General features: G+C 44.5%; 15 protein-coding genes and 1 pseudogene. 8 read left to right on the top strand and 8 right to left on the bottom strand.

Translation table 11 applies throughout. From position 1 onward, the window contains the following. Positions 1–668, top strand: a 668-nt coding sequence (locus K8S15_02995; protein MCD4775000.1) for a hypothetical protein, incomplete at its 5' end; no start/stop codon positions are given. Between the two features lie 84 nt (positions 669–752). On the opposite strand, the gene K8S15_02990 is transcribed toward K8S15_02995, so the two are convergent. After that, positions 753–2,309, bottom strand: a complete 1,557-nt coding sequence (locus tag K8S15_02990; GenBank protein MCD4774999.1) for a peptidase M3A and M3B thimet/oligopeptidase F — start codon at positions 2,307–2,309, stop codon at positions 753–755. A 246-nt stretch (positions 2,310–2,555) separates the two neighbouring features. On the opposite strand from K8S15_02990, the gene K8S15_02985 reads away from it, so the two are divergent. After that, entirely contained in the window at positions 2,556–5,510 is a 2,955-nt protein-coding gene (locus tag K8S15_02985) for a tetratricopeptide repeat protein (protein ID MCD4774998.1), read from the top strand. Between the two features lie 34 nt (positions 5,511–5,544). Further along, entirely contained in the window at positions 5,545–7,398 is a 1,854-nt protein-coding gene (locus K8S15_02980; protein ID MCD4774997.1) for an amino acid permease, read from the top strand. A gap of 419 nt (positions 7,399–7,817) precedes the next feature. Here K8S15_02980 and K8S15_02975 read toward each other — a convergent pair. The 5 genes and pseudogenes from K8S15_02975 to hisS all read right to left on the bottom strand — a co-directional run bounded on the left by K8S15_02975 (position 7,818) and on the right by hisS (position 14,836). After that, positions 7,818–8,270 (bottom strand): annotated as a pseudogene (locus tag K8S15_02975) (peptidyl-prolyl cis-trans isomerase). Between the two features lie 3 nt (positions 8,271–8,273). Then, a complete protein-coding gene (locus K8S15_02970; protein ID MCD4774996.1) occupies positions 8,274–9,470 on the bottom strand; it encodes an acetate kinase in 1,197 nt (398 codons plus the stop codon). Between the two features lie 112 nt (positions 9,471–9,582). After that, a complete protein-coding gene (locus K8S15_02965; protein ID MCD4774995.1) occupies positions 9,583–10,962 on the bottom strand; it encodes an O-antigen ligase family protein in 1,380 nt (459 codons plus the stop codon). A 191-nt stretch (positions 10,963–11,153) separates the two neighbouring features. Further along, a complete protein-coding gene (locus tag K8S15_02960; protein MCD4774994.1) occupies positions 11,154–13,535 on the bottom strand; it encodes a SpoIIE family protein phosphatase in 2,382 nt (793 codons plus the stop codon). Beyond that, positions 13,517–14,836: a histidine--tRNA ligase gene (hisS, locus tag K8S15_02955; protein MCD4774993.1), complete on the bottom strand. Its 1,320-nt coding sequence runs from the start codon at positions 14,834–14,836 to the stop codon at positions 13,517–13,519. The genes K8S15_02960 and hisS overlap by 19 nt, the downstream gene beginning before the upstream one ends. 147 nt (positions 14,837–14,983) lie before the next feature. Between hisS and K8S15_02950 the strand changes: the two genes are divergently transcribed. After that, positions 14,984–15,517: a hypothetical protein gene (locus tag K8S15_02950; protein MCD4774992.1), complete on the top strand. Its 534-nt coding sequence runs from the start codon at positions 14,984–14,986 to the stop codon at positions 15,515–15,517. A 237-nt stretch (positions 15,518–15,754) separates the two neighbouring features. Here the strand turns inward: K8S15_02950 and K8S15_02945 are convergent, their stop codons facing one another. Then, positions 15,755–17,197, bottom strand: a complete 1,443-nt coding sequence (locus K8S15_02945; protein ID MCD4774991.1) for a hypothetical protein — start codon at positions 17,195–17,197, stop codon at positions 15,755–15,757. A 187-nt stretch (positions 17,198–17,384) separates the two neighbouring features. On the opposite strand from K8S15_02945, the gene K8S15_02940 reads away from it, so the two are divergent. Both K8S15_02940 and K8S15_02935 read left to right on the top strand, forming a co-directional pair. Next, positions 17,385–18,170 carry a PhzF family phenazine biosynthesis protein gene (locus K8S15_02940; GenBank protein ID MCD4774990.1) on the top strand — a complete coding sequence of 262 codons (786 nt, stop codon included), beginning with the start codon at positions 17,385–17,387 and terminating at the stop codon, positions 18,168–18,170. A 55-nt stretch (positions 18,171–18,225) separates the two neighbouring features. Further along, on the top strand, positions 18,226–18,861 hold the full coding sequence (locus K8S15_02935) for a class I SAM-dependent methyltransferase (GenBank protein ID MCD4774989.1): 636 nt from the start codon (positions 18,226–18,228) through the stop codon (positions 18,859–18,861). A 63-nt stretch (positions 18,862–18,924) separates the two neighbouring features. Here the strand turns inward: K8S15_02935 and K8S15_02930 are convergent, their stop codons facing one another. Next, positions 18,925–19,134: a hypothetical protein gene (locus K8S15_02930; protein MCD4774988.1), complete on the bottom strand. Its 210-nt coding sequence runs from the start codon at positions 19,132–19,134 to the stop codon at positions 18,925–18,927. Positions 19,135–19,249: 115 nt separating this feature from the next. On the opposite strand from K8S15_02930, the gene K8S15_02925 reads away from it, so the two are divergent. Continuing rightward, positions 19,250–20,950 (top strand): tetratricopeptide repeat protein, encoded by a 1,701-nt coding sequence (locus K8S15_02925; GenBank protein MCD4774987.1) that lies wholly within the window; start codon positions 19,250–19,252, stop codon positions 20,948–20,950. Between the two features lie 115 nt (positions 20,951–21,065). Then, positions 21,066–22,264 (top strand): tetratricopeptide repeat protein (locus tag K8S15_02920; protein ID MCD4774986.1); only part of this gene is annotated, 1,199 nt, incomplete at its 3' end.

Here is a 22,264-nt window from a genome sequence, read left to right as displayed (position 1 = left end):
AATACACTGTTCCGGATAAATTCCGGAACGGTTTGAAATCAAGATTCCTATTGTTTTCAGAATTGAATAGAAGCTATAACAGGAAAGGAACGGTTACGATGGAGTCTTATTCATCCAGATCTTATGGTTCAGGAATATCTTTGCTTCTTCTGCTGGTAATATCACAACTTGTCTTTGGTGATTCTTCTGATGCAGAACCGGAAACATACTCTTCCAGCATCCATCCTGATGCTGAAATATTTAATTCCAGCTATCCGCAGGATTTTGGGTTTTCTGTGATAACCGGTCTGGAAGCAACGGTATTTGCCGATAGTTTTCTTTCTTATAAGGGCGCAGATAATGTTGTTTTCTGCCGAGCAACATGGATCGCAGCTCCTCTCGGCGGTTATCTGATAGATGGACTGTGTGAGATCAATATTAAAGGAATACACTATACATCATTCAGAATCGGAATTGGAGACGGGTCAGGATGCAGCCCCGAAGAAGATACATTCACCTTTATCGCTCATGGATCAACAGATGAAAACGGAAACATACTCTGGTATCCAGAACCCGGACCGGATTTACAGCCCGGGGAATATGAAATCGTCCCGGAGAGTTACTTCAACTACGAATTCCTTCTGAACAGGGAGGATTTCGAAAATCTGGAGAGTGATTTTCCGAGATAGGAAATAGTATTTCGCATGTTATTACAGAAACAATCGACAGGCAATGTAAGCCTGTATACATCGATTTAATAGTAATGGAGGTTTTTACAGTCTAATATCCGATTCTTCCGATTCTATTCTCAATTGTTGAGAAAGATATTTGAGTGAGATGTCTTCCCCGCTGATTTTCCTGAAGAGTTCAGGAAATGGATACCTTCCGGATACACCTGTGACCTGATCCAGAATGAATCTGCCGAACAGCTCAGGTTTGTCCGTAATGTCATAGACCCCCTCCCTTTCCCGGAAGACCTGCTTCAGCATATCGCACATCAGGTCTCCAAGAAGGTAATTGTGGAAATAGATCGGATGCGTGGTGTAATGGATCGTGTTTGCCCACAGCGGCTGCTTAGCATATGGCTGCTCACCCAGAACTTCCATGTTCGTTTGCCAGAGCAGCTGGTGAATATCATCGATATTCTCTATTCTGTTCCGATAGAGAGCCTGGTCTAAGAGTATTCTGGATACCGATCTCAGCTGATTGGCACGCTTCCATAGTCTGAGCCGTTTGAAATTCTTATCCGCTTCCTCCGGATTCGTACCGAAGAACTGAGAGTAGAATACTTCGTGGTTCACGAAAGCCCCGAATAAATTCGCTACACCCTCAGAAACAATATCGCTTATGCCCATGTTCAGAATGATCTCCTCTGGATCGGTGACGAAACTATGAACCGCGTGACCGGTCTCGTGGAGAAGAACACCGAACTCGAAGTACCTGTCCCTGACGTTGGCCAGAATTCTGGAGTCAACACTTGTCTCAACGGGGAAGTTGTATCCCCACTCGGACTTGTTCTTTCTTGGAAAAATGTCGTAAGTGATGTTCATTCCGGTTATATCGAATCCGAACATGTTAAACAGCTCGCTTATGGGATTGTGATAGTCGGCCATGTTCACTTGCTGATTCAGCTCAGGGGCGATCTTCCCGGAGATGAAATCAACATCCCATGGCATAACACGCGAATCACCTATTATTTCGGCTCCGAAACCGGAGCGGATCCTTTGCATCAACGGTAGAACGGAATTGACCTCTTCCTTCCATGAATCGAATATATTCGGGTTAAGCTCATGATACTCAAGCTGATAGTGCACATAATCAGGGGCTTCATACTCACTGGCGAACTCCTTTCTCAGATCGAGAAGCTGCAGAAATCCAGCGTTCACCAATGGCACGTTCACCTGGGTTCTGGCAAGGTAAGCTTCTTTTCTCAAATCTCTATCGGTCTCGGATGAAAGGATACGTGATATTTCGGGTGATGTAATCTCTCTGCCGTTAACGGTACATCGGTGGGTATTCAGAATGGAGATAAGTTCGTTAGTCTTATCGTGGATGGTGATGGATAATTCATTGAGTCTCTCCGAAAGGTGGTACGGCCTGAATGACATCTCCATTATCTTTACACGTCTTCGGTCAAGGGGTGAGAGATCCCGCTCAAGAAGATCCTGTATTGTTTTCCAGCTCTCCCTGTTCTCCAGTTTTTTCTGTATTTCCCGCTGGGTTTTCATGATGCCGAAGTCGTATCCTGTTGTGTACTTCGCCCAGCTTAATCGACTGAAATCTCCTTCCAGTTTCCTCAGTTCCTCCGCTATTGCGAAAAGTCTGGTCATCTCGACTCTTTTCACTATCGTGTGAGTGCCTGACGAATTTATCGACAATTCCTGCAGGCGAGTATCTATTCATGAAATATATTAACCCGCAGTTACCAGTAAACAGGTATAAAGGAGAACGCTTCCAGCATTCTCCCATGCCTTTGACACCGACAGGTTACTCTAAGTATTGTCATTCTTTGATGAAGTAAACGCTCTAAGCGCGAAATGCAGCAGAATAGAAGGTTGGGAGTAATGTCGTAACAGATGAATAAAACCGAGGACTTAAGGGAAAAGCTAAAAGTGCTCCGTGCTCAACCTGAAACAAATGCAAAAAGTAAAGACATAGTAAAGGTGCTATGTGATTTAGCTTCCGTACTTTACCGCAGTAATCCTGAACAGGCAGAAGATTATGCCAATCAGGCCCTTGCTTTAGCGGAAAGAACAGGATTCAAGAAAGGGATTGCCGATAGCATAACAGTTATTGGTACATCATATTGGGCAAGAGGCGATCTCAATGATGCTCTTGTTTGCTATACAAGATCATTGAGGATTTGTGAAGAGACCAAAAACAGGAAGGGTATTGCGAGCTGTTACAGCAATATCGGGAATATCCGCAGGAACCAGGGTGATTACGAACGTGCGTTGGAATCTCATATAAAAGCTCTGACGATCAAGGAAGAAATCACTGATAAGCCAGGTATGGCAAAGAGTTATAACAATATTGGAATTATTTACGATGAGTGGCAGGAATATGATCAGTCGCTTGAATACTATTTCAAGGCTCTGCGACTGTTTGAGGAACTCGGAGATAAGCAAGGCATTGCAATCTCCTGCAACAATATTGGAGTAGTCTTAGAATCACAGGGAGATTGCACTCGCGCGATTGATTACTATCGTAAATCACTGGGAATCAAAGAAGAAATCGGGGATGAAAAGGGTATCGCCGACTCAAGCATGAACATTGGAACTTGTTACGAAGGACAAAAAGAGTACGATTCCGCATTAGCATATTGTCTCAAGGCTATGGACATTTACGAAAAGATCGGGGATAAGCGAGGTATTGCGGATTCCAACAATCATATCGGGCTTATTCACACTCGACTGGATCACTATGATTCAGCGCCGATCTATCTGCATAAGGGCTTAGAGCTTTCTCAGACAATAGGAGCAAAAGACTGGGAAATGGACAGCTACAAGTACCTTTCCGAATATTATCAGACGCAGGGTGATTTTGGTCAGGCTCTGGCTTATCACATGAAATACAGCACTCTGAGAGAAAATATCTTCAGCGACATCACCGCTGAGAAAATTGCGCAGATGAATGTCAAATACGATACTGAAAAAAAAGAAAAGGAAGCGGAGATCTATCGAGATATTTTTGAGAACACAGTTGTAGGGATGTACAGGATTACTCCCGAGGGGAGAATCCTTATGGCTAATTCATCGCTGGTAAATATGCTGGGGTATTCTTCATTCATTGAGTTAGCACAGCATAATATTCGCGATGTGCTGTTCGATTCGGGACATCAGCATTTTGCTTTCAGTGAACATTTTACGGATAAAAAAGTACTGCTTGGATTGGAATCGATCTGGTTAAAACGGGATGGGACTTCTCTCTGTATCCGAGAAAGTTCAAGAGCAGTTCGGGATGAATACGGGAAAGTCATGTATTATGAAGGAACGGTCGAGGACATCACCGAACGTAAACGGGCAGAAAACGCTCTAAGGGAAAGTAACGAAAGGAATGAAGCACTTCTTACCGCTATGCCCGAAATGATGTTCGTTCTTTCGAAGAATGGAACTTACATAGATTTCAAAACAGAGAAAGAAAACGAACTTGCCATTGCACCCGGAGAAATAGTCGGAAAAAATCTATCAGACGCCGGATTCACAGAAGAGAGAATTAAGTTCATTCTTGAGCAGATTGAAGACACACTGAAAACAGGAAAGACGCATGACTTCGAGTATGAACTTAACATCAATGGTACTAATAATATATTCGATGCCCGCATCGTTCCGTTCGGAAAAGATAAGATACTGGCAACAGTACGAAATGTTTCCAATAACAAGAAGGCAGAGGAAGAATTCCGGAAATTGCAGAAGCTCGAAAGCATAGGTACTCTGGCAGGTGGAATCGCGCATGATTTCAACAATATTCTCACGGGGTTGTTCGGTAATATTTCAATAGTCAAGATGAAACTTCCAAGAAACCATCCTGGATTCAGATCTCTTGAAGAAGCGGAAAACTCCATGAACAGAGCAATTCATCTGACCAAGCAATTACTTACATTTGCCAAGGGCGGAGAACCCGTCAGAGAAGATATCAGCCTTTGCGAATTAATCAGAGAAGTCTCCAAGTTTGATCTGTCAGGCAGCAATTTAAAGCCTGTTTTCAATCAGGCGGAGGATTTGTGGATAACTAAAGCTGACAAAGGGCAAATGCAGCAAGTGTTCTCCAACCTTATAATAAACGCTGACCAGGCAACGCCTGATGGCGGTCATCTATATATCACACTTGAGAATGCGGATATCTCAAAAAAAGAAGTTGTTAATCTTAATCCGGGTAAGTATATAAAAGCCACAATACGTGATGAAGGAACAGGTATAGATTGTAAGCACCTTGACCGGATATTCGACCCATATTTCAGCACCAAGCAGGCTGGGAGTGGCCTGGGATTGACTACGGTTTATTCAATTATCAGCAAGCACGGCGGGTATATATACGCTGATTCAGAACTAGGTACGGGAACTACCTTTACACTCTATCTTCCCGCTTCTGAATCAGGTCAATTACCGGAATCGAAACAAACTGGAACAGAATTCTCAATCCAGGAGCATACAGCCAGAATACTTGTGATGGATGATGATAGAACGATCAGGGATGTTTCATCAGATATGCTTAATCATTATGGTTTTACAGTGGATACCGCATCTGATGGAAAAGAGGCGATAGAAAAGTATATATCTGCTGAGAATAACGGTCACCCCTTTGATATTGTAATTATGGATTTAACCATTCCAGGTGGCATGGGCGGTAAAGAAGCAGTCAAAGAACTTCTTGCCATTGATCCTGATGCAAAGGTTATTGTTTCAAGCGGTTATTCCATGAATCCTGTTTTAGCAAATTACAGTGAATACGGATTTATAGGCAGGCTTACCAAGCCGTTTATAATAGCGGATCTGAAAAATGAATTAATGCGCATAATGAAGAGAGAGTGAACAGACAACAGAAAGCCTTGAACGGAGTTATTCGATGGGACGAGAGCTTAAGAAAAAACTAACTGTCCTGGATGTTTTCTGTATCGCAACAGGAGCAATGATCAGTTCGGGATTGTTCATTCTTCCCGGATTAGCTTTCGCTAAAGCAGGTCCAGCAGTCATCATCTCTTATATCATCGCAGGTCTATTTTGTATTCCTACCCTTTTCAGCATGGCGGAATTAACAACCGCTATGCCGAAAGCCGGTGGAGACTATTTCTATATTATGAGAGGGTTTGGTCCTCTTTTAGGAACGGTTGCCGGATTTTCAACCTGGTTTTCACTAAGCTTAAAGGGTGCATTTGCGCTTATAGGTATGGGAGCGTATTTAAGCATCATCACTCCTATTCCGATATCAATTATCGCTCTGATCTGCTGCATTTTCTTCGTGGGTTTAAATCTGGTCGGCGTAAAGGAAGCTGGAAGGTTCCAGGTTTTCCTGGTTCTGGGTCTACTTGGAATACTTTTAATCTATATTTTCTGGGGTTCCAGATCAGTTGATCCTCAGCACTTCACTCCTTTCTTCTCCAAGGGATTTGGATCTGTATTCGCAACAGCAAGTTTTGTTTTCATCTCGTACGGAGGATTGACCAAGGTTGCGGCCATAGCCGAGGAAACAAAAAATCCGGGTAGGAATCTTCCATTGGGCATGTTTCTTTCCCTTATCGTCACCGCCATTTTCTATACTCTGGTTATCTATACAACTACTGGGATTCTAAATCCGGAACTCCTAAGTGGAAGCCTTACTCCTATCTCAGACTGCGCGGGAGTATTCGGTGGAAATTCACTGAAAATAGTAATAAGCATCGGCGCTTTCCTGGCTTTTATCTCTACAGCCAATTCCGGGATCATGACCGCCTCAAGATATCCATTGGGAATGAGTAGAGATAAACTCTTACCTGCGAGTTTTCAAAAATTAAGTTCGAAGTTTCAGTCTCCTTACGTTTCAATTATCTGTACTGGTATCTTTATGGTTACAGTCATTCTTTTCCTTCGGTTGGAATTACTGGTTAAGGTTGCTTCAAGTATCTTACTCCTGCTTTATATCTTTGCGAACTTTACTCTGATTCTATTCAGAGAGAGTAAAATTCTTAGTTACAAGCCCAAGTTTCATTCTCCATTTTATCCATATATGCAAATTCTCGGGATATTGGGAGGGCTTTTTCTTTTGATTGAAATGGGCACATACATTGTTTTTCTAACCATGGTATTTCTTTTATCAGGTTTCCTCTGGTACAGGATCTATGCACAGAAAAGAACAAGTCAGGATTCCGCGTTGATCTACGCTTTAGAAAGACTCGTATCCAGGGACAAAGAGCTGACCTCAGATAACCTTCTCACTGAGCTGCGGGATATCGTTATTAAGAGAGATGACCTCAAGAGAGATAGATTTCACAAACTTATTGAAGAATCCGCTGTTCTGGATATCGATGAGTTGATGAAAATGGATGATTTCTTCAAAGATATATCGAATCTCCTGGCAAGAGATTTAAATTTAGAACCGGAAGATATTTACTTGAAATTCTCAGAAAGAGAAAAGGAATCAAGCACTGTAATCCAGAAAGGCATGGCAATTCCTCATATCTGTATTAAAGATATAAAGAACGTGAAAGCTATTTTAGTAAGATCAAAAGAAGGCATTGTTTTCCCTCAGGATGAAATAGTACATATCAGTTTTGTTCTTGTAGGTTCACCTGATGAGCGAATTCTTCACTTAAAAACCCTGGCAGCCATTGCTGAAATCATGCAGAATCCTGAGTTCGATAAGAACTGGCTTGCAGCAGGAAGTAAGGACGATTTAAAAAATCTCATTCTTCTGGCTGACAGGAGAAGAAGCAGCAAAAAGTAACCAAAATCCGAATAAAGATATCCAGCAGTGGATGCTGTTCGGTCAGTCGTCCAGCCAGTCTGCAGGGAAATCGTTCGGAATTCTAACTAACTCTATTCTGTTCTCATTATAACGTGGTAACCGAAGGGTGTTTCAACTATATCCGAGATATCTCCCGGTTCAAGTGAAAACGCAGCTTCCTCGAAAGCGGGATCCATCATGTTCCTGGGAAAGTGACCGAGGTCTCCGCCACCGTTTGAAGAAGGACAGTCTGAATGGTTCATCGCCGCCTCGGAAAAAGTAAGAGATCCTGCTGAAATGCTGTCCTGCAGACTCTTAATAAGTTCAAGCGCTTCTTCCTTTGTTCTCGTTGCTGTACCTCTTTCGGATCCTTCGTAGGCCAGAAGAATATGGCTGGCCTGAACAGTCTGCTGCCTGAGAACGATGTGGAGTCCGTAACCTGTTTCGAATATTTCGGAGACTGCTCCCGGTTCGAGAGCGAATGCGACATTTTCAAACTCAGGTACCATCTGGCCTCGCCCGAATCCTCCAAGAGAACCTCCGCTTTCAGATGAAGGACAGGAGGAATGTCTTGCTGCGGCTTCCTCGAATGTTATCTGTCCGCTGGAGATGCTGTCTGCGATCGATGCGAGTAGTTCCATGGCGTCTTCCCTTGTGAATGCATCAGTGGAAGCCTGCTGGCAACCCTGGAACGGAACAAGAACGTGGCTGGCAAAAACCATATCAGGCCTTTCAATAACCGGTGCGTCTGCCGTTGTTATGTCAGTATCGCTGGAAACCGGATCTGAATTCCCGTTTTCAGTTTCACTGCCGCACGCTGAAACACTCACAATTAATACAGTTAGAATTACGGCCGTCATTTTGAATAACATTCTCTATCTCCCTTCGGATATTATATTTGTATCTCTTGCTATCATGAGTTCCTCGTTTGTGGGAATTACGAATACTCTAACTCTGCTTTCGGGTGCGGAAATATCCCGCTGTAATCCCTTGAAGTCGTTGACTTCGACATTGATGCATACACCAAGAACTTCGAGCCCCTTACAGATACGCTCCCGCATCTGGGGGCCGTTCTCGCCGACACCCGCTGTAAATACCACAGCATCAAGTGCGCCCATGGTAACAGCGTAGGCTCCTATATACTTTCTTACACTGGAAGCGTACATGTCCAGGGCAAGCTGCGCCCTTTCGTTGCCTTTCTCGGCAGCATCCTCAACGTCCCGCTGATCACTGGAAATACCTGAAATGCCGGCTACTCCGCTTCTTTTGTAAACCATTTCCTTTACATCGGAAATCGAGTAACCTTTGTTCTCAATAAGATCTATAAGAATGGCTGAATCCACGTCACCGCTTCGGGTTCCCATCATTACGCCGCAAGCTGTGCCGTAACCCAGGCTTGTATCCAGGCTTTTTCCATGTTTTACGGCGGTCAGGCTGCTTCCGTTCCCCAGATGGCATGTGATGATACACAATTCATCTATGGGTTTGTCCATCATTACTGCCGCCTGTTGCGCAACGTACTGGTGGCTGGTGCCGTGGAATCCGAACCTTCTCATACGCTTTTCTTCGTATATGCTGTAGGGAAGCGGATAGATGTAGGATACGGGAGGCATCGTCTGATGAAACGCGGTATCGAAGACAGCAACATTCGGGATATCCGGCAGCGAGTCTACGGCTGCCCTTATCCCCTCAAGGTTGGGAGGGTTATGGAGAGGAGCCATAAAGCTGCATTCCTCTATCTCTTTAATAACCTCTTCATCTATAAGTACCGAGGAGGTGAATTTTTCTCCGCCGTGAACGACTCTATGCCCAACTGCTCCTATTTCACTTAAATCCTTAAGAGGACCGTATTCAGGATTTGTAAGGGCATCCAGAAGGAAAGCAAGACCGATTCTGTGATTAGGAACAGGTTCTTCAATAATGATTGTTTTTTCGCCGGACTTGAACTTTATTCGTCCTTCAGGAAGACCGATTCTCTCTATCAATCCTTCGGCAAGTTGCGTTTCATCTTCCATATCTATGAGTTTGAACTTGATGGAAGAACTTCCACTGTTAATGACCAGTATCTTCATGCAGGCCTCCGTGCAGATGGGTTTCAGGTATTTTTTTTCGCGGGAGAAGTCACAATGCAGCTCAAAAAATGGCAAGCTGAAAAATACTGATATTCAGGTTATTAATCAAGGGTCATTTACCGGAGCACTCCGATGAGATGAGAATGCTATCTTTCTTATCTTTCATTATCTCCGCCTGAAGCAGGGCAGGTAGAAATGCCCAGAGCATGGTGAACCTGTAATTAGTCATCACGGAAGCAAACCCTGACGCGAAAAGAAGCATAATGACTGCACAGAAAATACCGAGGGCTGTGCCTGCCCTTCGCCTGCTGTCTGTTATGATGAACAGCTTCGCCGCCCTGAAAAGGGTCACTACGAATATGCCCAGAAAAACGATCACACCAATAATTCCCATGTTAAGAGCTATCTGAAAGTAGGAGCTGTCAGTGTAATACACAGTAATAACTCCCCCAATATCAGGTCTGAAACATGTGTATTCATCTCCGAGTCCGTTGCCAATTATAATCCCGGAACCTCTCAGATCGTCAATAATCGCGCTCCATGCTACTATCCTCGAAAGGGTTGAAATATCTGTCAGGTAACTGCCTGATTCAGTACCGGTTCTTCTCGCGATGTTGGATGCTGACAGTATACCAAGTGTTGATATGGTGAATACAACCAGAATCACCAGGACAGAAATAACAGTAAGTGAAATGACAAGTTTTTTACCCAGTTTAACATTGTCCTTTTTCCGGAACAGGTTAAGTATCCATGCCGCTGCCAGAGCAAGAATAACTCCACCCCATAAACCCCTTATTTGTGACAGGATGATTCCTGCCCCCATCAGAATGATAGCCGGAACAATGATGATAAGCGGGGGTCTTTCCTTCCAGTTCTTCCAGAGTTTTCCGAGGAACACCATCAGAACGGCTCCTATCGCGTTGGGCTGACGAGTGGCTATCCTTAAACCGGTTGTATCTCGGATGTAAACATCCTCTCCTGTACCAGAGAATCCTTTTATCAGATAGATTAAGCCTCCTATAACGGCTGATGCAAGCAAGACATTCCATATAAGCTTACAGGATTCTCTATCGGACAATATCCATAGAAGCGGAAAGTAAAGGAAGTAAGCTCCATAGGTTTTCAGCTGATTAATTAAAGAGAACGTACTCTGACCCGCGGCGAATCCGCGGTATGCAGCAATCCCGAATACTATTAGAAAAAGCACTATGAATTTGCCCTGAAGACCTATCCTGATTCCTTTCATGGATCTGTCAGGAAGAGAGAGTATCCAGAGACATACCAGCCATAGAGTGAGCAGATCATCTGCTCTGATACTCGGTATACCGGTTATCAGGATATTAAGCTGAGAAATTGTCAGAACTATCTGCATAGCGAAAACCACCAGGAGAATCCTTACTGGTGATCCCACAAGGAGAAAAAGCATCCCGGGTACCGCAAGCAGCAGAACACCGATCAGATAATGATCAGCTGCCATGGACACAATAAGCACAACGCCTATCAGGATCAGGCAGATGGAACTTATCCTGGCCAGTTTCTCATCATCACTTAATCCCGAGAGATTGAGTATACCCGGTGCTTTCAGTTTTCCGCTACCCCTTTTCTGGCCTTTTCTGCCAGTTCCAGTTTTTTCAGCAAGCCATTCAAGAAAAAGTCTGTCGATCTCCGTGAAGCGCAGCTATTCTACACGATTCTTTCAACGGATTCTTTAGTATAACCCGTATATGCTACCATAAGGAGAGTCATGTCATCCATTGCGGCAGTATGCCCCCGGAATGACTTAAGATTGTCAAGAAGATTTTCAAGAACTGCCTGTGACTGGAAGCTGCTCTGATCTGTCAGAAATGCAACAAGCCTGTCCGAACCGAATTCCTCCCCCGTTTCCTTTTCCATGCTTTCTGTAATACCATCGGTGTAAAGAAGAAGCCTGTCATCGCGGTTCAGCTTAACGGTGGTTGTTCTGAATGTAGTGTCGCTTACTATGCCAAGAACGAGACCGCCTTCGGATAATCTGCTTACAATACCATCGCATCCGGCGAGGATAGGCGGATCGTGCCCTGCACAGCAGTAATTCAGAGTACCTTCAGTGGGATCCAGAACACCGTAGAAAAAGGTAATGAATTTATCGTCCGGCATTCTCTCGCTCATCACCCTGTTCAGCCTTTCCACGGTTTCTCCCGCTTTCTTCCTCATTCCAGGAGCAATGGTGTGAAGGGCGGCCTGAAGCGCAGCCATCAGAAGCGCAGCTGAGGTACCTTTACCGGCAACGTCCGCAATCGTTATTCCGTAGAGCCCACCTGGAATCTGAAATACGTCATAATAGTCTCCTCCCACCTGCATGCTGGGAACTGAGATGCCGGCGATGTCAACGTTCTCGATTTCGGGAAGCTCTCCGGGAAGCAGGCTTTCCTGAATTGATCTGGCTATCACCAGCTCCTCGCGGTACCTTTCCCGCTCCAGTTCCGTTTCCATCAGCCTGGCATTATCAACAGCCGCGGCAACCTGTCTCGCGAAGGTCTCTACAAGACCCTTCGATTCGTTCATGAACCCGAACTGTCGGTTCGTGGAAACGTAAATAATGCCAAAGGTCTTCTTCCTTATTCTCAGCGCTGAAGCAATAAGTGAACCCGGAATTGGAGAGCTGTCTCCCGCGAACTTTGTCAGTGAGCTTTTCGGATACCGGTTATAAAGAATAGTTCCTCCGGCTTTATCCAGCCTTTTTAAAACCTCTCTGTGATATTCGGCGGGAAAAACAATTTCAGATGAATCCCTTCCCGCTGCATCCCAGAAGCTGAAATTATTCTCTTTCAGTTTTACAGCCCAGCATTTGTCGGCTCCGGAAAGTCTTCTTCCGAGAGTTATGGATGAGTGTATTATCTTGTTTTCATCGAAAGTAGAGTAGATGGATTGTCCGAGTCCATCCATTATTTTAAGCTGATTGAGTTTTCTATCCACAAGTCTTGCGGATGGAAGAAGAAAAAGGATTTTCAGAAAAGCGATGAAACTGAAAACCAGAAGCACGGTGAACACGCAGCCTATAAAGGTTCCCAGAGCAAGGGAAGATATTGTCAGGCTGCCGTTGAAATAGAATCTGAGTATGGCCTGTGACAGTACAATGATTCCCAGAGTTCCAGCCAGAGCAAGATATTTCTTCCATCTGTTAAGATAGTGTATCCAGTCTGTTCTGAACGCGTTGATAAACGCCAGAATGAAAAGCAGCACGTAGAATGGACTGATCGACAACATGATGTCCGAACTGCTGATCCCAGAAATAGCCGTTCGAATGAAATCTTCCAGCCCAAGGGAAACGTAAAGAACTCTCAGAACAAGGGTAATTGCGAGCAGCCGGAACCACAGCAGAGTTCCCTTTTTCCGCTCAATCAGAACCAGATATCTCAATGAGGCGATTAATGCGATAGATAGAATTACGGTAAGAATAAGGGCAAGTATCTTCAGGGGATGGTTAGATTCCCTCAATGTTCCCTCTGAAAGAACAGTCGAATCCTCACGGGCAACATTGGAACCTGCGTAAACGGTTCTTATGAATATCTCAGCAGTTGCTGAAGTAACTTCCCCCAATGCTCCGAGTGTCATCCCTACGGGTCCGGAACCTTCGAACAACCCTACATTCCTTATGGCCTCTCCCCCGGAGGCTGCAAGGCTGTCAATCCTGTTCTGAATTTCAGCAAAACCTGAAACTTCAGGACTCTCATCGGAAGATAATCTGTAATTCTCAATAATTCTGCCGCCGGAGTTATCAACCTTGTCTGGTTGGGGAAGTTCCTCACTGATGGACGGCTGCAGAAATGTTGACAGCCCGAAAACCGTCAATGAAAAAATAACAACCGAGATGATCACACTTGTAAGATGAAGCCTGGAGATCAGTCGAACAATAATAAAATACAAGAACAGTACTCCCAGGCAGGCGGCCGTTTCCGGAAAGTCCAGCTTTCCATGAGCGGTACGCAGGAAAAACAATGGAATGAATAGAAGTACCGTCAGGATAACAAAGATCATCCTGCCGGGAATCCGGCTTCTCAATCCTACTATTTTTTTCCCTCGCACAGGCTCCCGTCCTTCAATATTCCCGGAATCTCCGATACCTCGCACTCGGTTTTAAAACCCGAGGACATGTTCTTCAGTGATATCTTTCCCGAAATGACTTCTTCAGGACCAACAACCGCGATGTACCCGATTGATTTCCTGTCCGCTGTTCTGAACTGCTTCGAAAGACTCCTGCAGGTAATATCGATCTCAACCGAAATACCCTCATCACGCAGTTCTTCCGCAAGGTTTACCGCGAAAGCTCTCTCCTCATCGGAGTATACGGCAAGGAACACATCCGCAGGATGTTTCCCTGCGATATTTTCAGGTATCAGCCCGTAAGTTTCAAGGAACAATTTCAATGTCAGTAATCCAAGCCCGAACCCGACTCCTGATACTTTCTGACCGTCGAACATTCCAACCAGGTTATCGTACCTGCCTCCGCCGCAGATCGCCCTGCGATTCTCACCGCCGGTATCCATAACCTCGAAAACTATTCCCGTATAGTAATCGAGACCCCGAACAACACATGCTTCGAACTTCGCTTCGGAAACGTCGGCATCCGCAAGCATACCGCTGAATCTGACTATTTCAGCGTACGCCGAACTATCCCCCGCGGATGCTTTCAACCATGGTGTATCGAGTTCGCTGCATGACGCGAAGCTTATAATCGTATCCACATTCCGTTCGTCTGTGATTTCGCTTCTTGCCCATCTCTCCCAGTCATCAGGATTCATTTTGTCTTTCTTGTCGATAACCGCGAAGGCTTTATGCATCTCCTCTTCCTTCATGCCGCAGTTCTCCAGTACATCCGCGGCAAGACATCTGCTGGAGTAGCGGATAGTGTACTGGCCCGGGGAAGCGTTAAGATTTCTCATTATCCTTTTCAACACAAGAAATATTTCAAGTTCAGCCTCGAGGTCGTTCACTCCAAGAATATCCAGGTTGTACTGCATGAATTCCCTGACTCGTCCGCGCTGGGGTCTTTCGTACCTGTAGCAGACAGGAAATGACATCCATTTTATCGGGTATATCAGTTCTCCCGAGGCTGCTACCATCCTGGCAAGAGATGGAGTAAGCTCCGGTCTCATTATAAGTTCTCTGCCACCCTTGTCTGTAAAATTGTAGCTCTGCTCAACAGCCAGTTCACTTCCGGATTTTGCCAGAAACAAATTCAGGGGTTCAAGAACAGGGGCTTCGTATTCCTCGAAACCGTATGCTCTACCCGCATTGGACAGTTGTCTGATGATGTAATCCTCAACCCTCTTCTCGGCGGGTACAAGCTGCCGCATGCCCTTGAGAGGTTTTCTGCTGAGTGTCATAAAATTCCTCCAGTGAAATTGCCTTGTAAACATGACTATTCTGTGGAATTGGCAAGAAATTTTCAAGTGGCATCTATTTACCGGGGAACAGAGACTTACCATATTTGTTTCAAGTATAAACTGCAATTCTATCGGGAGGATACTATAATGATGAAATACTGCAAAATTACCATCGCTCTCCTTTCTATACTGATGCTATCACTGGCGTGCGGGGACGATCCATTCGATCCGGGCGGCTGGAACACAAAAACACATGATGGTTTCACACTGAGGTGGAAAGTTCAGGACAGCAATCTTGAAATCGAACTCGAGGGCCCCTCATCCGGATGGATAGCCGTCGGGTTTGCGGGATCTTATCTGATGCATGATTCCAACATAATAATCGGGTACGTAAGCGGTTCATCTGTCAACATCAGGGATGATTTCGGGGTTGACAGTAATACCCATGTTTCCGACAGCGATCTGCAGGGCGGTGAACAGAACGTATCGGCCAAATCCGGCAGTGAGGGTTCAGGAACAACAACCATCTCCTTCACAACTCCACTTGATTCAGGTGATCTTTACGACAACGCGCTCTCTGAAGGACAGAGTTATTCTGTTGTATTTGCCCACGGCGCGGACGGAGCGGATAATTTTGATTCGAACTATACGATTATCACAAGCACATCGATAACAATCTAAAAACAGATGGAGTTCAAAGGCCAGGATAACCGGCCTTACTCCCTTTGAACCCTCAGCTGATACATCTGCCTTTGAAGAAGCCGGGCTCATCCTTGTCTGCGGAAAGCTCTACTACCAGGATTCTCAGCCGAAACAATTTCTTGATGACAGCATCGAGGAACTGTACCCCGAAAAGGGCTACCATCGCATGTTGATTTGAGAAAAAGAATTGATTCGAGAAGATATTACATCACTCATCTATATCTTTACAAGTCTTGCCGAGACATTCCTGTATTCTGAAATACCAAGAACAATGTACACTCCGCTGGAAACACTGGAACCCTGGGTGTTGCTTCCATCCCAATGGAACGATCCACTATCAGTGGATTTCAGTGAACGTACTATCCTGCCAGACATATCGAATACAAGCAGTTCTTCCACAGAGACAGCGTTTTCCAGCGTTAATGATACGCATTCAGTGAATGGATTTGAAGAAATATTGACAATCGGAAATACCAATGGAGACTCTTGCCCGTCATGAATACCCGTTACTGTGGCGCGATCAACGAATACCAGTTCCGGCTGAGTCGCGCCATCAGGCAACCATGCTATATAGTACCCATCTGTGACACTGTATACTGCTATATTCCCATGAGAGATACCGGATGGACAACTGGCTATCACATAATTGAAATCGTTCCATTCGGACTCGTAATGACGAGCTCGAATTTCCTGCAAACTGCTATCGTACCAGACAAGAAGCAGCCCGGAGTCTTCAGGATTTCCTGACATGGCCACTGTATTGGAGAAAGCCGGAGCAGTAAATGGGAATCCATACGTGGCATCCGGTGCTATGCTGTCGGTGAAAACCGAATACTGCATTACCCCTGACGTATCTTCCCATAAAACAACGGATTCAGAGGAACTCGAACCAGCACCAACTAATCCAAGATCAAAAGGTACGCCGCCTGTTGTATAAACGATGTAAAATCTGTGACTCCACATCTCATCTATCCTTGAAATAGGAGTAATCTGATGCAAGTGAGAACTTATACTTCCCTGGAAATGACTCATGGGGCAGGCTGTACAATGTGCTGTTACCGAAAGATGCCGGAGCTGCTGAGTACTCAACGGACCGAAAAACGGCTGCATCGAATATGCGTAATTGTGGATCTCAGTTGAAAGCGTATCGTATAAAATAATCGAACCTGTATCGGAGAAATCAACGAAGCAGGAAGCAATGTACACCGAATAGAAGGACTGGTCCGTCACGCAACAGTGAGTGCTGCAGACTATTAAGCAACTGTCGGAACCTGATGAATATTTATCAAGGTGAATCTCATCAAAAGCATTCGCTCCCGCTTGGAAACCCATGTTATCAACGGATATTTCTCTTGAATTCAGTACCTCCATTGATCCTATATCCATCACCATCAGGTAGCCGGGATCAAGCCACCAAATTTCATTAGTGCAGCCTGCAGCCAGGTATTCAGTGCTATCGCTGCTGATTATGGATAGAGATACGTGGAAGAAATCACCCAATGATACGATATGGTACTCATCGGATACCCTTGCGAGATATGCAGAACGATCATCAAGCGACCAGATTATGTAGGAAGCATCATCCCTGCTTACGAGATCAATATCGGCAGATGCTGTTGAAATTAGAAGCAGCACTGCTGTAACTAACAATCGCTTCATGATTCCACCCTCTGGGAATGCTTTCGGCCTAACTGTACCCCAGTAACCGTACAGATCGTACCATCGTACATGTATATTATCTATAACTAGTTACACAGATACAATTCCCATATATTTAAATATATCAATACAACATGTATGTCAATAATGTTCTCTGTAGTAACGCAGCTCAGAAGGAAGAAAACAAATGGAACTAACCCTGTACCAGATAGATGCGTTTGCATCAAGGTTGTTTGAAGGCAATCCGGCAGCTGTCTGTCCATTGAACGGGTGGATGCCTGATGAAGTAATGCTGTCTATTGCAGAAGAGAACAATTTATCTGAAACCGCGTTTTTTGTACCAATTGGCAACGGCTTCCATATCAGATGGTTTACCCCGGAAGGAGAAGTGGATCTGTGCGGTCACGCAACATTGGCAGCAGCTTACGTTCTCTTCAATATTCTCGGCCACAAAAGAAACAGGATTGAGTTTGATTCCAGATCTGGAATACTAACCGTAACGAAGGACGATGAGTGGCTGGTTATGGATTTTCCGGCGCAACCTCCCGTTTCCTGCGATATCCCAGAAGAAATCGTCAAAGCATTCGATACAGTACCTGTTGAATGTTTGAAGTCAGAAGATTTCATCGTTGTTTTCGATCATGAAGCTGATATTGAATCGGCAAAACCGGATTTTGAGCAGCTGAAAAAACTCGATCTTCGTGGTGTCATTATTACAGCAAAGTCCACTCGTTACGATTTTGTTGCACGGTTCTTCGCACCTAAATACGGAATCCCCGAAGACCCGGTAACCGGTTCCGCATATACACAACTCGCGCCATACTGGGCATCCAGAATTGGTTCTAAACGATTCAGCGCAAAACAACTGTCATCACGGGGCGGTGAGTTAACCTGTGAAGTCCTTGATGATCGAGTTCTTATATCCGGCAAAGCCAAAAAATATCTGGAAGGCAAAATCGAGATTGAAATATGATACTTGTATCTGGTGAAACCAGCGTTGAGCGGCGAATATTGTAAGGAGACTGACTATGCCTACCGCAAAAGACTACTGGGAAGAACGATTCGGAGAAATAGATGTAAATTCCTGCGATTTTTCTCGCAGCAAACCATCAAATGCGCTGGCTGGCTTCTGTAAGAACTACTTGAAGAACGATGCCGCAGTTCTCGACCTGGGTTGCGGCGGCGGACGCAACGCTCATTATTTAGCTCAAAGCGGATATGTGGTCTGCGGTGTGGATGTCGCTGAAGGGGCGGTCGAGTTATGTCGGAAAAGATTCGCTTTGCATGATCTTACCGGAACATTCGAGAGAGGAACGTTTGACCATATCCCATTTCCGGACAATTACTTTGCTGGTGCAATCTGCATAGCAGCATTGGATCATGTTACTTATGAAGCCGCACAGACAGCCATCAAAGAAATCAGGCGGGTTCTTGCTCCGGAAGGAGTCATTCTATTGACTTTCGATCCGCCGGATACCGATGATGATCTACTTGATGAAGCAGATGTGCAGGAAGACGGCACACTGGTATTTGTACGGGGGGAACAGAGCGGTATGGTGTTTCGACGTTACAGGGATGAAGAGATCACACTTCTGTTGGATAAGAAGCAGATCATCTCATTCAATTACTCAGATACAGGTTCTCGGATAATTATCTGTCGATAACTCCAGCGGGAAACAGCAGGAAGGTGGATTTTCCGTAATCCCATTAAATGCTCCCAAAACAGCTCATCCAACCTCTATTTCAGGAACATCGTCTTCCCATGGAATGTACCGCATCGGATTCACATTCCAGTTCCAGAGGCTCTGGAGGGGTATTGGGTTCTCCCGGAGATCAAGGTGTTTCTTGGTCCGGAACACATTTCGAGAAAAATTCGTAAATACGGCAGGTATGACACTCAAATCGAAGTCGTTGAATCTTAATGATAACATTTTCATGTCAGTTGCAGGACTTCCGGTTTGATGACAAATCTATTATTGCTATTGCAGTGACTCACTTCAGGTATACATATTTATAAATACCTGGTTATGTGGTTGAGCAAAAAAGGGGGGTTTGCTGATCATCAGTGATATAGAAATCCTTCAGAAAAAACTTTCGGATATTCGCGAATCTGACCATAGTCCATCCGAAGAGGAGATTATCGTTCTCCTTGACCTGGCAGATATTATGAACAGAACAAATCCTCATGAAGCCTGTTACCTTGCTGAGCAGGCTCTCTCTATAATCCGGGAACTTAAAATTGAAGTCCATTTCGCAAGATGTTACAAGATTACAGGCATTTCATACGCACACAAAGGTGATTACGAAAATGCGCTTGAATACAGCCTTAAAGCTCTTGCAATTTATGAAGACACCAATGATTTGACTGCTCTTTCGAGTACATTGAATACAATTGGTATTATTTACAGAAATCTCAAGGATTTCAAGAAGGCGCTCGAATACTACACCAGATCCCTTGAAATAAGGGAGAAGACCGGCAATAGAAATGGAATAGCTACAACAACTAACAATATAGGCATTCTCTATCATGATATTAACGAATATGAAAAAGCTCTTAAGTTCGCTGAAAAGTCACTTCAATCTTTCACGGAACTTGAGGATGACCTTGGAATAGCATCTTCCTACAATAATATGGGCACTGTCTTGAAATCTCAGGATAATCTCGATGCTGCCTGGGAGTACTATTTCAAAGCTTACGAAATATTCAAACGAATCGGCTACAATACAGGTTATTGCGCATCGTGCAACAATCTGGGTGAGATTCTCACTTTAAAAGGGGAATTCAAGCAGTCTGAATTCTATCTGAACGATGCGCTCAATACGGCAATAGAAATCGGTGTGAGGGACCGTGAGCTGATCGCATACAAAAATCTTTCAACCCTTTGTGCGGACAAGGGTGATTATGAAGGTGCACTTGAATACTACATGAAGCACAGTGAGCTCTCGCAGAAGATTTTCAGTGAGGAGAGCAGAAAAAATATGGTTCAGCTTCAGATCAGATTTGAAACCGAGAGAAAGAAAAAGGAAGCTGAAATATACCGATTGAAAAACATCGAACTGCAGAATGAAATAACCGATCGTATTCATATCGAAGAAGAACTCAGGAAGCACCAGGATCAGCTGGAAGAAATGATCAATGAACGTACAATAGAGTTAATAAAAAGCTTCAACAAGCTCGAACGCGGTTTTCAGGGAACAATAGTACTGGTTTCGAAGATCACGGAATTGAGAGATCCGTATACTTCCGGACATCAAATCAGGGTTGCAAAGCTGGCCAGCGAAATCGCCAGGGAGATGAAGCTTCCTGAGGAGATAGTTGAAGCAATACATATCGCGTCTCTTGTTCATGATATCGGGAAGATCAATGTACCGCAGGAGATACTTAGCAAACCCGGCGTCCTCTCCAGCCTTGAGATGAGAATGATTCAGATCCATCCTCAGGCCGGCTGCGATATTCTAAGTGAAATCAATTTTCCCTGGCCTATCGCTGAAATCGTCAGGGAACACCACGAACATTTCAACGGAACAGGCTATCCACAGGGTCTTAAGGCAGATAAGATAATGATCGAAGCACGTATCATATGTGTTGCCGATGTCATTGAAGCCATGTCTTCTCACCGTCCTTACAGACCCGTTCTCGGGTTGGAAGAAGCGGTGCGTGAAATAACTGACAACAGGGATACATTGTATGACACAGATGTAGTCAACGCCTGCAGGAAAGTAATACTAGATAAGGGATTCAACTTCGACTAAGTTTCTTGGTGTGAAGGGAGATTTCATACATTTGAATTCTGAAATTACTGATCTCAAACGACAGTTAAAAAAAATGCGTTCCAGCCCTCCTGCCGGGAAAACCGGGCGGTCGAGAGTGGATTTACTTAATAAGCTTGGCTACGAGTTGTACAGATCCAATCCATCAATGACTGACGCATACGCCAAGGAAGCCATGGTTCTTTCTGAAAGAATCGGATACAGGCAAGGAGAGGCAAAAAGCCACAAGCTTTTTGGTATTGCAAATGCCGCCATAGGTAAGTACTATGAAAGCATGGAGCATTTCAACACCGCACGTGAGATTTTCACTGAACTTGATGACAGCAAAGGTATCGCTGGAACATTCACTAATATTGGTGTTGTATACAGCGATCAAAGCAGATTGGACCTCGCACTTGATCATCATCTGAAGGCTCTCAGTATCTATGAGGAAATCGATGACAGAAATCTCATCGCTCATTCTCTGAACTGCATAGGTGTTGTTTTCCGCAAACGCAACGATCTTGAAAAGGCAGAATACTATTACCAGAAAGCTCTTGAAATCAGGGAAGAGACCGGAGATATGCGCGGATTGGCCTTTTCCTACAACAATATGGGAATTCTAGCTAAAGAACGTGGAAATCTGGAAAGCGCTCTGAATTACTACAGCAAATCCCTGGAACTGAAGGAAGAACTGGACGACAGACAGGGTAAGGCGATTGCATACAGCAATATCGGAGATATTCACATGAAATTGAAAGAATATACTCTGTCTCTCGAGTGCTACAGGAAATCACTCTCAATTGAAAAAGAGCTTTGTGACGAAAAGAATCTCTCCGATAATTACAATAAAATGGGTCATATCATGACCCTTGTCGGAGAGTACGAGGAAGCCCTGGAATACTTTAAACGAGGTTTGACTATTTCCACCAGGATTGGAGCCAGAATCTTTAAAGCGGACAGTCTCAGAGAACTATCCGATCTATATAAAGCTATGAACGACTATGAAAAGGCTTTCACATACTTCAAAGAATACAGTATTCTGCAACAGGAAATCTTCAGCGAAAAAAGCTCCGAGACGATCACCAGGCTGCAGGTAAGGCACGAGACCGAACAAAAGGAGAAGGAAGCTGAACTCTACTATCTGAAAAACGTAGAATTGCAGAAGGAGATTAATGATAGAAAGCTGGTCGAGAACCAGTTGGTCGTTCAGGAACATCTTCTTGAGAAGCGAGTGAAAGATCGCACAATTGAGCTTCAGCAAAGCATGCAGAAACTGAAAAATAGTGTTGAAGGAACAATTCATACTCTTTCGAA

This window comes from Candidatus Aegiribacteria sp. (genome assembly GCA_021108005.1).
Lineage (GTDB): Bacteria > Fermentibacterota > Fermentibacteria > Fermentibacterales > JCC-6 > Aegiribacteria.
The sequence above is the reverse complement of the archived record's forward strand: the minus strand, read 5'-3'. Positions and strand labels throughout refer to the sequence as shown.